General features: G+C 67.4%; 14 protein-coding genes. 8 read left to right on the top strand and 6 right to left on the bottom strand.

What is annotated here, in order from left to right; all coding sequences use genetic code 11:
• From C448_RS06570 to C448_RS06545, 6 genes are all read left to right on the top strand, one after another.
• The coding region (locus C448_RS06570) for a lysylphosphatidylglycerol synthase transmembrane domain-containing protein (protein ID WP_004052995.1) at positions 1–550 on the top strand (550 nt) is incomplete at its 5' end.
• A 50-nt stretch (positions 551–600) separates the two neighbouring features.
• The gene (locus C448_RS06565; RefSeq protein WP_004052992.1) at positions 601–1,350 is read left to right on the top strand and encodes an NRDE family protein; all 750 of its coding nucleotides are present in this window, start codon (positions 601–603) and stop codon (positions 1,348–1,350) included.
• Positions 1,351–1,374: 24 nt separating this feature from the next.
• Positions 1,375–1,719 (top strand): helix-turn-helix transcriptional regulator, encoded by a 345-nt coding sequence (locus C448_RS06560; RefSeq protein ID WP_004052990.1) that lies wholly within the window; start codon positions 1,375–1,377, stop codon positions 1,717–1,719.
• 70 nt (positions 1,720–1,789) lie between these two features.
• Complete coding sequence (locus C448_RS16730; RefSeq protein ID WP_239640540.1) at positions 1,790–2,680, top strand: DUF5791 family protein; 891 nt, start codon at positions 1,790–1,792, stop codon at positions 2,678–2,680.
• Positions 2,677–3,564, top strand: coding sequence for an SDR family oxidoreductase (locus tag C448_RS06550; RefSeq protein WP_004052987.1), 888 nt, complete (start codon positions 2,677–2,679; stop codon positions 3,562–3,564). Before C448_RS16730 ends, C448_RS06550 begins: the two co-directional genes overlap by 4 nt.
• Before the next feature lie 48 nt (positions 3,565–3,612).
• Positions 3,613–4,413 carry a helix-turn-helix transcriptional regulator gene (locus C448_RS06545; protein ID WP_004052985.1) on the top strand — a complete coding sequence of 267 codons (801 nt, stop codon included), beginning with the start codon at positions 3,613–3,615 and terminating at the stop codon, positions 4,411–4,413.
• Here the strand turns inward: C448_RS06545 and C448_RS06540 are convergent.
• Positions 4,397–4,696, bottom strand: coding sequence for a transcriptional regulator (locus C448_RS06540; RefSeq protein WP_004052983.1), 300 nt, complete (start codon positions 4,694–4,696; stop codon positions 4,397–4,399). The genes C448_RS06545 and C448_RS06540 overlap by 17 nt on opposite strands.
• A gap of 96 nt (positions 4,697–4,792) precedes the next feature.
• Between C448_RS06540 and C448_RS06535 the strand changes: the two genes are divergently transcribed.
• Together C448_RS06535 and C448_RS06530 are read left to right on the top strand one after the other, a co-directional pair.
• Positions 4,793–5,182, top strand: a complete 390-nt coding sequence (locus tag C448_RS06535; RefSeq protein WP_080503170.1) for a nascent polypeptide-associated complex protein — start codon at positions 4,793–4,795, stop codon at positions 5,180–5,182.
• Positions 5,179–5,916, top strand: coding sequence for a methyltransferase domain-containing protein (locus C448_RS06530; RefSeq protein WP_004052979.1), 738 nt, complete (start codon positions 5,179–5,181; stop codon positions 5,914–5,916). Before C448_RS06535 ends, C448_RS06530 begins: the two co-directional genes overlap by 4 nt.
• Positions 5,917–5,963: 47 nt before the next feature.
• Here the strand turns inward: C448_RS06530 and C448_RS06525 are convergent, their stop codons facing one another.
• The 5 genes from C448_RS06525 to arcD form a co-directional block, all read right to left on the bottom strand.
• The gene (locus C448_RS06525) at positions 5,964–6,932 is read right to left on the bottom strand and encodes a DMT family transporter (RefSeq protein WP_004052977.1); all 969 of its coding nucleotides are present in this window, start codon (positions 6,930–6,932) and stop codon (positions 5,964–5,966) included.
• Between the two features lie 276 nt (positions 6,933–7,208).
• Positions 7,209–8,084 carry a universal stress protein gene (locus tag C448_RS06520; RefSeq protein ID WP_049916119.1) on the bottom strand — a complete coding sequence of 292 codons (876 nt, stop codon included), beginning with the start codon at positions 8,082–8,084 and terminating at the stop codon, positions 7,209–7,211.
• A 103-nt stretch (positions 8,085–8,187) separates the two neighbouring features.
• Positions 8,188–8,793 carry a metal-dependent hydrolase gene (locus C448_RS06515; protein ID WP_049916113.1) on the bottom strand — a complete coding sequence of 202 codons (606 nt, stop codon included), beginning with the start codon at positions 8,791–8,793 and terminating at the stop codon, positions 8,188–8,190.
• A gap of 87 nt (positions 8,794–8,880) precedes the next feature.
• Positions 8,881–9,534, bottom strand: a complete 654-nt coding sequence (locus C448_RS06510; RefSeq protein WP_004052973.1) for a helix-turn-helix domain-containing protein — start codon at positions 9,532–9,534, stop codon at positions 8,881–8,883.
• 44 nt (positions 9,535–9,578) lie between these two features.
• A complete protein-coding gene (arcD, locus tag C448_RS06505) occupies positions 9,579–11,051 on the bottom strand; it encodes an arginine/ornithine antiporter ArcD (protein ID WP_004052971.1) in 1,473 nt (490 codons plus the stop codon).
• Positions 11,052–11,394 lie beyond the last annotated feature (343 nt).

The following is an 11,394-nucleotide window of genomic DNA, read 5'->3' as shown; positions in this document are numbered from 1 at the left end:
CATCGTCCTCGTCGGTGCCATCGTCGCGAGCGCGCGTTCGGATCGCAATCTCGTCCGTCGCGGGATGGAGAAAGTGAGCTCGGACGCCTACGCCGACCGCGTCGCAGGCGTCATCGAGCGGTTCGTCGGCGACGTCCAGGCCGTGGCCGGCGACCGCGGTGCGTTCGCCCGCATCGGCGCGAGCAGCGTCGTGATCTGGACGCTCGACGTCGTCACCGCCCTGCTCGTGTTCGCCGCCTTCGACGTCGCACTGCCGCTCACGACGCTCGTCGCCGTCGGTTTCTTCGCCGTCAGCGTCGGCAACCTCGCCAAAGTGCTTCCGCTCTCGCCGGGCGGGCTCGGCCTCTACGAGGGTGCGTTCAGCCTGCTCGTCGTCGGACTGACGCCGGTCGCCACGCCGATCGCCCTCGGCGCGGCCATCGTCGACCACGCGGTGAAGAACATCGTCACCGTTATCGGCGGACTTGCCTCGATGCTCGTGCTCAACGTCTCGCTCACGACCGCCGTCGAGGAGGGCAGCGAAGTCGAGGCAACGCCGACCGACGACTGATCGTCGTGCTGACCGGTCCTGTTTAGGCGCGCCGACCCCTCCTTCGAGCTATGTGCACCCTCGTACTCGCGTGGCAGGTCTTCGCCGACCGCCCGGTGACGGTGGCGGCCAACCGTGACGAGGCCGTCGACCGCGAATCGAATCCTCCCGAACTGCTCTCCGAAGAGCCCGCAATCGTCGCCCCGAGCGATGCCGAGGCCGGCGGGACGTGGATCGGCTACAACGAGCACGGACTGTTCGTCGCAGTGACGAACCGTTGGACCGACCGGGAGCTCGCGGGCGAGCGCTCGCGCGGGCTGCTCGTCAAGGACGCGCTCGAACACGACTCGGCGGAGGCGGCTGCCCGCCACGTCGAGCGCGCGGTCGAGACCGACGAATACGAGGGGTTCAACGTCGTGGTGGCCGACGCCCAGGCCGCAATCTTGCTCGAATGGGACGGCCAGCTGCGCGTTCGGAACCTCGACCCCGGCGTCCACGTCGTGATGAACACCGGCGCGATCGGCGACGTCGACGTGCCCGAATCGTGGCCCGAGCGCGGCGAGCGACAGGCCGAAAACGGCCGCCAGGTGCGCGCGGCGCTCCAGCCCGACCCCGGCGAGACGAGCGAGGAGTGGATCGACCGCGCGGCCGACGTCCTCGGCGATCACGACTACGGGGTTTGCGTCCATCACGAGGAGTTCGGCTTCGGCACGCGATCGTCGTCGCTCATCAGCATCGACGAGGACGGTGATGGCGAGTACGCGTTCGCCGACGGACCACCCTGTCGAACCGCGTTCGAGCCGGTCGAACGCCGGATTTAACCCGTCCGGCGGTGTGGATGGCGTATGAGCACGACGGCCGAGGTGGAGCTCTCGGAGGACGAGCGTGCCGGTCTCGAACTCGTTCGCTCGACGGGCGGTATCCACCAAAGCGATTTCTGGAAGCAGCTCGACGTCGACTCGCGCACCGGCAGCCGCATCGCCGAGCGCCTGGAAGAGCACGGGCTCGTCGAACGCGAGGACACCGTCTACGAGGGGCATAACACCTACTACATCGCCCCGGCGGCGCGCGATCTCGACTTCTCCCTGCTGATGGCCGGCAACAACCTCTCGCCGCTGGTCGGCGAGGAGGACGTCGAAGCCGACAGCGACGCCTTCTCGCAGTGGATCATGCAGCTGGCCTACGAGTAATCAGCGAAATTCCCCGGCTGCTTGCACCGAGCACGAACGTTCAAACCCAAAGCCGCGACCAGTCGGCGGCGTGGAGCCGTCGCATCGCACGAGCATCGAGCCGTCGAACCGGATGGACGCACGCTGTGACTGCCAACCATCCACCGAGAGCGGTCGTCTTTCGATCGACGCGAGCGACTGCGCCGAGGGTGGTCGGATCGCGACGACGCCAGCCTGTCGGGCGAGTGCCATCGCGGCGCTCGACGACTCTATCACCGAAATCGAAACCCACGACGAGGGCTGCGAGCATCGTTACGACGAGGGGACGGTCGGCGTGTTGCTCGCCGCGGCCCGCTTCGCCGACCTCGTCGCCGGCCACGATGCGGCGCTGGCGCGGCTGGCACACCAGGAGCCGCTCGGGGCGGCCCGCGCGGCGCTCGCCCGCGGCGGACGGGTGGGCGAACTCGCTGCCGTGACCGGTCTGGCCGAGGCGCTTGCTCAGGGAGGCTACGGCGTCACGGACGAACTCAATCCACTTACGTCGGGGACGGCTACCGTGGCCATGTTCCACGACGTCGAGAATGCGGGCGAACTCACGCCCGACGAACTGCGCGCGCGGTACGACGAGCTGCTCCGGGCGGTCGTCGAGAGCCACGGCGGCGACACGATCCGCGAGGAGACGGGCGTCGAGGGCGTCGGGGCACTCACGAACGGCGAATCGCCGCCGCTCACGCTCGACGAGGCCGCAACCGTACTCGCACTCGATCCGGCCGAACCCGACGCCGACGCCATCGCCATGGAGGCGCGCGATCACCTCCTGATGGGGATGACCACGGCAGTTCTCGACGTCGAGGCGCTCGAATCGGGCATCGACGGCGCGCTCGATGCGCGCGAGATCCAGCAGAAGATCGAGGGGCGGCTCGCGATGGAGCTCGACGAATTCGCGCTGCTCCACGGCCACATCGAGGACCGAAAGCCATGAGCGTCGCCATCCTCGGCTGTGGCTACGTCGGCCTCGCGCTCGGTCGTAGCCTCGCACCCGATCGCCGAGTCGTCGGCGTGCGCCGCTCGGCCGACGGCCGTGCAGCGATCGAACGCGCCGGCTTCGAGGCCGTCGAGGCCGACGTCACCAGTCGGGACGAGCTCGCGGCCGTTCCGGACGTCGATACGGTGGTGTTCGCGGCGAGCTCCGGCGGTCGCGGGGCCGATGCCGCACGCGATATCTACGTCGATGGGCTTCGGACCGCCATCGAGGCGCTCGGCGCGCGCGAGAACCCGCCCGACCGCCTCGTCTACACCTCATCGACGGGTGTCTACGGCGACCACGACGGCGACTGGGTCGACGAGGAGACACCCATCGAACCGACGACCGAGAAGACGGAGGTGCTCGCCGAGGCAGAGCGGATCGCGCTGGAAGAGACGGAAGAGCACGGTATCGACGGCACCGTGGTGCGCTTTGCGGGTCTCTACGGCCCGGAGCGCTACCGGCTCGATCGCTACCTTGACGGCCCCGTGACGGAGGGCTATCTCAACATGGTTCATCGCGCAGACGCCGCCGGAACGATCCGGTTCCTGCTCGAAAGCGACGTGGCACGTGGCGAGACGCTGCTCGCTGTCGACGACGAACCCGTCGAAAAGTGGGCGTTCGCCGACTGGCTGGCCGACGAGTGTGACGTGCCCCGCCCGGAGAAACGGACGACCGCCGAGCGCCTCGCCGACGAGGAGCTCTCGGTGCCGGCACGGCGACGCATCGAGACGTCGAAACGCTGCTCGAACGACAGGCTTCGGGAACTGGGCTACGAGTTTTCCCATCCGACCTATCGCGCGGGCTACCGGGCGGCGATCGAGGACTATCGCCGCAGTTGACAGTACCCAGCGGAAGGCTCTTTCGTCTGCACGGGAATCCCCAATCGAATGGCGTCTTGGGAACACGTCGCGTTTCTCGCCGGCTCGGAAAACCGCGTCCAGATCCTCGAAACGCTCCACGACCGACCGCGTCGCCAGTGCGAACTGGTCTGTGAGTGTGGGCTGTCGCGCTCGACGGTCCATCGGGCGCTCGACGGGCTCGCCGACCGCGAGTGGATCCACAACGAGGGCGGTGTCTACCGGCTCACGGTGGGCGGACGGCTCGTGCTCGATCAGTACGAGCTGCTCGAAACGACGATCGAACGCGTCGACGAGTGGGGATCGTTCCTCCAGAATCTCGGCGAAACGGCCACGACGCTGCCGGCGGCGGCGCTCGACGACGCCCGACTGGTGTCGAACGCACCGGAGAACCCCCACGCGGCCATCAGCCACGTCGCCGATGTGTTCGTCACGAGCGATGTCGATACGTTTTACGGCATCTCCCCGGTCGTCAGCCCCGTACTCAACCACGGCGCGCGCGAACTCGCCACGTCCGGGACGGAGATGGAGTATCTCATCGATCGTTCGGTGCTCGATGCATCACAGTCGGCCTACCCGGATGCGCTTGCAGTTGCGCATTCGCTCGACCGCTTCACGCTCTATCTCCATCCCGACGAGCTGACGTTCGGGCTCGCGGTGCTCGACGACCGGGTGCTGGTCTCGACCTACGACGCCCACGGCTCGCTCCACGAGTGTCTCGACGGGACCGACGAGGCGCTCGTCCGGTGGGCGAACGACGTCTACGAGGACTACCGGGCGGCGGCCGAGCCCATCGACGCTCCCGAGGCTGAGGCTACCTCTCGACAGTGAAGCGCGGCTCTTCGATGGCCTCGCTCTTGCACTCGGGACAGCGTGAGGGCCGGTTGATGCGGTCGTCGAACTCGTCGAACCCGCAGTCGCGACACTCCGGCGGCGCGACCAGCAGCTCCTCGTCGGTCCCGTCGATCGACTGGGCGACGTGTTCGACGTGATCGAGCGCGCTTGCAGTCGTAATGGCGAACTCGGTCGCGAGAGTGCTCGCGGCGGCCGGCTGTTCGCGGAGATGGTCGGCGATGCGCTGGCGCGTCGTCGCGTCGGCATCCGCTCGGCGCATGGGTCCTCTGGGGGGCGGTGGCGCAAAACCGTTTGCCTCCGCGGTCGTCTCGGAGTGGGTCGGAAGCCACAAGGCGCTGGCTGTCCATCCGCAGATATGTTCGGAGGAGGCGGCGGTCTGAACCCGCGCAAGATGCAACAGATGATGAAACAGATGGGCATCGACATCGAGGAGATCGATGCCGAGGAGATAATCATTCGCACCGGCGACGAGGAGCTCGTCTTCGACGACGCCGAGGTCCAGCGGATGGACGCTCAGGGACAGGCGACCTACACCATCACGGGCGAACCCGAGAGCCGTTCGGCCGACGAGGAAGCGATCCCGCTCGGCGAGGGCGACGACGATGCCGAGGATGGTACGGATCGGATCCCCGATTCGGACGTCGATATCGTCGCCCAGCGCACGGATGCGAGCCCGGAGGAGGCACGCGAGGCGCTTGACGCCGAGGACGGCGACCTCGCGGCGGCGGTCTCGCGACTGGAGTGACGGCCGTTCTGCTCGTCGGCGAGGGCCGCGAGTATCTCCGCGAGCCGGGCGAGACGCTCGAAACGGATCTCGGCGTGCTCGACGTACCGACGGACGCGAGCGCTGGCGACGTGCTCGAAACGCATCTCGGCACCGAATTCGAAGTCCGGGAGCTCCGCGGTCCGGATCTCTTCAACCACTTCGAGCGCACCGGCGCACCGATGTTGCCCCGAGATATCGGTCTGCTGATGGGCCACACCGGCGTCGCGGCCGGCGATCGGGTGCTCGACGCCGGCACCGGGACGGGCGTGCTCGCTGCCGCGCTCGGCCGCGCTGGTGCGTCGGTCGTGACGTACGAACAGGATTCCGAGTTCGCCGCCGTCGCCCGCGAGAACATGACTCTCGCCGGGGTCGAAGAGGAGACGACCGGCGGCAGCGTCGACGTCCGTACTGGCGACGTGCTCGACGAACTCGGCGAACTCGATCGTCGCTTCGACCTGCTCACACTCGATACTGCGGACGCGCCGGCGGTCGTGGAACACGCACCCGATCTGCTAGTTCCTGGCGGGTTCGTCGCGGTCTATTCGCCGTTCGTCGAGAGCATGCGCGAGACGGTCGAAACGCTCGACTCGGTGGGGATGGACGCCGACACGTACGAGACGATCCAGCGCGAGATGGACGTCGACGAGCGCGGGACGCGCCCCTCGACGGCCGGCGTCGGGCACACCGGCTATCTGATTTTCGCCCGCAAATAGGGATCGTCGATCGCCATCGACCGTTCGTTCGGAGAGGTGCTGGACGGTCAGTCCGAGGTAGGTGACGACTGCCGGACGAAGAGATTGACCAGCGAGCGCCGCTGGATGCAGACGAACCCGGCGATGATGGCGGCGAAGCCGAGCGCGGTCAGCGTGTCGATGAGCTGGCCGAGGACGAGCCACGAGAGCACGGTCGCGGCCGCGGGTTCGAGATAGCCGATGAGGTTGACCTGTGCCGGGCCGAGGCGATCGAGCAGCGTGAAGTAGATGAGAAAGGCTCCGGCACCCGAGACGAGGCCGAGATAGAGCAGCGAGATCCCCGCCGTCGGCGTCCATCGGATGGCGGCGAGCGACTCGCCGCGCAGGCCGCCCGTGAGCATGAGCAGCGCCGCCCCGATCAACATCGCCCAGGCCTGGACGGTGCGCATCGGCAGCGTCGTCTCGATCGTGCGTGTCAGCACGCCGCCGAGCGCGAACGAGGCCGCCGCGAAGAAGACCAGCACGATGCCCGTCATGTCGCCGGCCAGCAGCGCGCCGGGATCGAGCGCCGCGATCCGCTCGGCGAGCGGCAGGCTGCTCTCCTCGGCGATGCCCGGCTGGGCGACCAGCAACACGCCGAAGAGGCCGAACGCGAACCCGAGCCCGTCGAGCGCCGAGAGATGGGCATCGAGGATGGCGACGGCGAACAGCGCCGTCAGCACCGGCCCGAGGCTGACGACGATGGCCGCGACGGCACCGCTGAGATACTGCTGGCCGAGATAGAGAAACGAGTGGTGGCCGCCGATGAGAAAGGCCCCCGCGACGCCCGCGAGCGTCCATTCACGACGACCCCGTGGTCGCCAGCGCGGCGTCGTCAGCCACGCGTAGGCCAGGATCACCACGCCGGCGATGAGGAACCGTAAGCCAGCGAACTCCAGCGGCGGGAAGTACGGCAGTCCGAGGTCGATCGCGACGAACGAACTCCCCCAGAGCGTGCCGAGCGTGACGAACGCGATCGCCAGTTGCCGTGTGCTCATCGACACCGCCGGCCGGTCGGACGCGCGTCGAACCGCGATCGGAGAGCCGAACTACCTGCTATCGAATCGAGTGCAATCATCTCGTCGACAACTGAATCGTCACACCATTATATTGCTATTGGTTCGATCGTTCGCAGTCAATCAGGACAATCGTCGCGTGTCAGTGCAAAACAAACGCACTCGTTTGTCGGCGGCCATCGCCGTGCGGCCGGCACGTTACTGCGCATCGCCGACGACCGATGGCGCATCGAAAGCGTGGCTCCGACGGTCGGCCAATCAGACGTCTCGCGTCGTGAGAACGGGGACGTCGCTGGTTCTGACGACGCGCTCGGTCACGCTGCCGACGAGGTAACGTTCGATCCCCGTCCGGCCGTGCGTCCCCATCGTGACGAGATCGATACCCGCCGCGTCAACGTAGTCGGTGATGGCCCGGTAGGGTGTACCCTGGACGACCTCGGTGACGACGTCGATCCCGCGCTCCCCGGCCGCGTCGGCAACGGTCGCGACGGCGCGCTCGCAGTCGTCCGACCAGGCGTCGATGACCGTCGAGATGCCGGGGCCGACGTCGTAGGAGCCCGCCAGCGAGTTCAAATCGACGACCGACAGCGCGTGGACGGTGCCGTCGTAGCGATCGGCGATCGCCAGCCCATGCTCGACGGCGGCGTTCGCGGCGTCGCTGCCGTCGGTCGGGATCAGCACGTCGCCGTAGCCGGCGTCGGTGGCCGGTTCCCGTCGCGTCGTGAAGACGGGGACGTCGCTCGTCCGGCCGACGCGCTCGGTCACGCTGCCGATGAGCACGCGCTGGAGGCCCGTACGCCCGTGGGTGCCCATCGCGACGAGATCGGCGTCACGGTCGGCGATATCGAGGATCGTCTCGTGGACCGTACCGTGTTCGATCGCCGTCTCGTAGGAAACGTCCGTCTCGGTCGCGAGCGCTTCGAGCGTTTCGAGCGCGTCGGTCGCCTCCTCGTCGAGCACCGTCCGCCGCTCGGAGATCGAATCGAGACCGACGATTCCGTCCTCGTTCGTGGCGTTGACGACGCTCAGAAACTGGAGTCGACTGTCGAAGGCGTCCGCGAGCGCCAGCGCATGCTGTGCGGCCGCGCGCGCCCCGGTGCTGCCGTCGGTCGGAACGAGGATGGTGTCGTACATGATCGTCAGCGGACGTTCGACGGCGAGTGACAAAAAACGGTGGCCGGCGACGTCGACGGAATTCGACTGCGGCTTGGCAGGTCGGCGATCCGCAATGGCCGCGTCAGCCCTCGACGAACCGTTCGGGGACGTACTCGGTCATCGTGGCGGGGACGAACCCGACCAGATGCTCGGTCACTGCGGGCACTCGCCGGCGGACGAGCGCGTAGCCGACCGAGAGACAGACTGTCGCCCCGATCAGCCAGCGCAGCGGCGCGCCGGCGACGAGCAGCGGCGGAACAGCCAACAGCGCGCCGAGCAGCGCATCCTCGGGCGCGCCGTCGTAGCGCACCCAGCGCCGCGGTCGACGCCACTGACCCGCGAAGTGGTCGTACACCGCCCGCTCGGAGGTCGCCAGCCACGGCCGGAGTTCGAGCCCGCCGCCGAAGACGTCCATCGTCGAGTGGAGCGCCGCCGCGAGGAGGAAACAGGCGAGGGCGACGGTCGCCGGTCCGGTCGAAACGATGGCGAGTGCGCCGGCGGCGAGCGCGAACGGCCAGTAGTAGACCGGGAAGTGGAGCGTCTTGCGGTGGCCGGCGTAGAGATCGAGGTCGGGGAACAGGCCGCCGACGAACGCCGCCGCGAGCGCCACGTCCACCTGTTCGGGAGCACCGAGCGCGACGAGCGAGGCGACGGCAACGCCGGCCAGCGCGTGTGTCGTTGCCATCATCGTACCGTCTCGTAGGTGATCAGCGGTCAAAACGATACCGACCCGCACGGGACTGCGATCTTCGCAATCCGGGCTGGTACGGGCGTCTCAGACGCCGACGTACTGCATCAGCGCCGCCATGAGTTTGTTTTCCGCACGCCGGAGATGTTCCTCGGCGGTGCGCCGTTCGACGCCGATCGCAGCGGCGATCTCGCTCGTCGTCGTTTCGCGTGGGATTTCGTAGTAGCCCTTTCCGTGGGCGGTCGTGAGCGTCTCACGCTGGCGGGGCGAGAGATCGGGCAGCACGCTGTCGAGGCTGAGCAACGGCGCGTCGTGGGCGACCGTCTCGATCTCGCGTTTCCGTTCGACCGAGACCGAGAAACCGTCGTCGACGAGATCGCGATAACAGCCCGTCAGATTGGCCGGATCGAGCGCGAGCACGCGACAGGACTTCGCACCACCGGCGTAGCGCAGCGGCGGCAGGAGCAGGCAGTCGTGGCGGGCGAGATACGTCTCGATCGAACTTCGCTCGTGGCGTTTCAGACAGTCGTCGGTGACGAGCACCGACTCGTTCGGCCGCTGGAGACTGTCCTTGATGCCGACGCGCTCGCGGACGTGCGCGCGTATCCCGTCGACGGCCTCGTTCGTGACGTAGAGGAGATCGCAGTGGTCGTTACACCACAGCTCGACCGTCGCATCCGTTCCTGCGGTCGCGGCGGCGTAGGCCCCGTCACCCTCGATGCGGAAGGTCGCCTCGTACATACGCCGCACAACGGCCGCGCCGCCCTAAATCTGCCTCATGGGAATCAGTCCTCGCCGGGGGCGGCGGGGACGGACCCCTCGCTTTTCGGTGTCGTCTCGCCCGCTTCCCCCTCTTTGTACGCGATCTGCCAGCCGGTGAGCCCCATGACGATGAGGACGAGCGGCGAGAGGAACCCGAAGAAGTAGTACGGCGCGTACGACAGCGTCGAGACGCCGAGCGTACCGGCCATGAACAGCCCGCCGCTGTTCCAGGGGATGAGTGCCGCGGAGGTCGTCCCGCTGGCCTCGACGGCGCGCGAGAGGTTCTTGCTCTGCAGGCCCTGTTCGTTGTAGAGATTGCGAAGGGTCATCCCAGGGACGACGATGCTGATGTACTGCTCGGCGGCGAGCATGTTCATCGCCACGGCCGAGATCGCCGTCACGCCGGTGAGACTCGCCACGCCACGACTCAGCCGACCGAGATGGTGGGCGAGCACGGCAAGCATGCCCGTTCGTTCGAGGATGCCACCCAGCGAGAGCGCGGCGAGTGCGATCGTCACGATCCACGCACCCCCGAGCAGGCCGCCGCTTTCGAGTAGCCCGTCGACGAGTTTCATCCCCGTCTCGGGGGCCGTCCCGGACTGGGCGGCCGTCCACGCGGCGGTGAAGCCGGTCCCCTGAACGGCCATCGAGGTGAGCGCGCCCGCGAAGACGCCCGTCCCGAGCGTCGGGAGCGCCGGGATACCGTAGATGGCGAGCCCGAAGGTGACGGCGATCGGGACGAACACGAGCGGCGTCACGGCGTAGGAGCCCGCGATGGCGCTCTGGATCGCGCCGATGCGCCCGGCCGGGATCGTTCCGGAGGCGCTCAGCCCGAGGAAAACGTAGAGTACGACCGAGAGGCCGAACGCCACCAGCGTGCCCGCGCGCATCGCGTTGATGTGCTCGTAGAGATCGGTGTTCGTCACCGCGGCCGCGAGGTTCGTCGTATCGGAAAGCGGCGATTGCTTGTCGCCGGTGTAGGCCCCCGAGAGGATCGCGCCGGCGGTCATCGGCGCGGGGATGCCGAGCCCCGAGCCGATACCGATGAAGGCGACCCCGAGCGTGCCCGCGGTCGTCCACGAGGAGCCGACCGCGAACGAGACGATCGCGGCGAGGATCGCAGTTAGCGGGAGGAAGATCTCGGGTGTAAGCAGTTCGAGACCGTAGTACATCAGTCCGGGAATCGTCCCGGCCTGGATCCACGTCGAGACGAGCGCGTAGACGACGAACATGATGAGCACGACCCGCATCCCCATCAGGATGCTGTCGGTGATGCCGTCGTAGAGCGCGTCCCACGAGAAGCCGAGATGGTATCGGACGAACAGCCCGGTGAAGGCGATCCCCCAGAACAGGGGAAACTGCGGGTCGAGGTCGAAGACGACGATGCCGACGCTGAGGAAGACGATCATCGCCGCGACGGGGACGAGCGACGCGGCGAGCGACGGCCGTTCGTCGGGATCGATCTCCGCGAACAGCCGCGGTTCGAACGCTACCATTCGTGTCGACCATCCGTGATGGTCTCACTAAATGACTTCCCACTTCGCTCGCTCCGTCGCCAGCAAGCAGAATCACCGTTTGTGGAACCGAAGACGACTCTCGCGACCGATTTCGTCTCCACGGTCGGTGCAATCCGTGATCGTGAGGCAGCGCACGGTGCTGGTTTGTGATCGTCTATCCCGAGTGTTGTTCGCATGGAACTCTGTTGTCCCAGAGCAAACAAGGAAGGAATACTGCCGAACGGAGGGGTATTTTTATATTCGTGCTCACACCCATCGCTCGCGCCGTCGATTCGACCGATCCACGAACGGTCGTGACTACCCCTCCCCAGACTGACTTATA

It is taken from the genome of Halococcus morrhuae DSM 1307 (genome assembly GCF_000336695.1).
Lineage (GTDB): Archaea > Halobacteriota > Halobacteria > Halobacteriales > Halococcaceae > Halococcus > Halococcus morrhuae.
The sequence above is the reverse complement of the archived record's forward strand: the minus strand, read 5'-3'. Positions and strand labels throughout refer to the sequence as shown.

Bases quoted from the DNA above. Each gene is read 5' to 3' on its own strand.
- C448_RS06565 (WP_004052992.1), top strand. From the start codon at position 601: ATGTGCACCCTCGTACTCGCGTGGCAGGTCTTCGCCGACCGCCCGGTG.
- C448_RS06560 (WP_004052990.1), top strand. From the start codon at position 1,375: ATGAGCACGACGGCCGAGGTGGAGCTCTCGGAGGACGAGCGTGCCGGT.
- C448_RS06550 (WP_004052987.1), top strand. From the start codon at position 2,677: ATGAGCGTCGCCATCCTCGGCTGTGGCTACGTCGGCCTCGCGCTCGGT.
- C448_RS06545 (WP_004052985.1), top strand. From the start codon at position 3,613: ATGGCGTCTTGGGAACACGTCGCGTTTCTCGCCGGCTCGGAAAACCGC.
- C448_RS06540 (WP_004052983.1), bottom strand. From the start codon at position 4,696: ATGCGCCGAGCGGATGCCGACGCGACGACGCGCCAGCGCATCGCCGAC.
- C448_RS06535 (WP_080503170.1), top strand. From the start codon at position 4,793: ATGTTCGGAGGAGGCGGCGGTCTGAACCCGCGCAAGATGCAACAGATG.
- C448_RS06525 (WP_004052977.1), bottom strand. From the start codon at position 6,932: ATGAGCACACGGCAACTGGCGATCGCGTTCGTCACGCTCGGCACGCTC.
- C448_RS06520 (WP_049916119.1), bottom strand. From the start codon at position 8,084: ATGTACGACACCATCCTCGTTCCGACCGACGGCAGCACCGGGGCGCGC.
- C448_RS06515 (WP_049916113.1), bottom strand. From the start codon at position 8,793: ATGATGGCAACGACACACGCGCTGGCCGGCGTTGCCGTCGCCTCGCTC.
- C448_RS06510 (WP_004052973.1), bottom strand. From the start codon at position 9,534: ATGTACGAGGCGACCTTCCGCATCGAGGGTGACGGGGCCTACGCCGCC.
- arcD (WP_004052971.1), bottom strand. From the start codon at position 11,051: ATGGTAGCGTTCGAACCGCGGCTGTTCGCGGAGATCGATCCCGACGAA.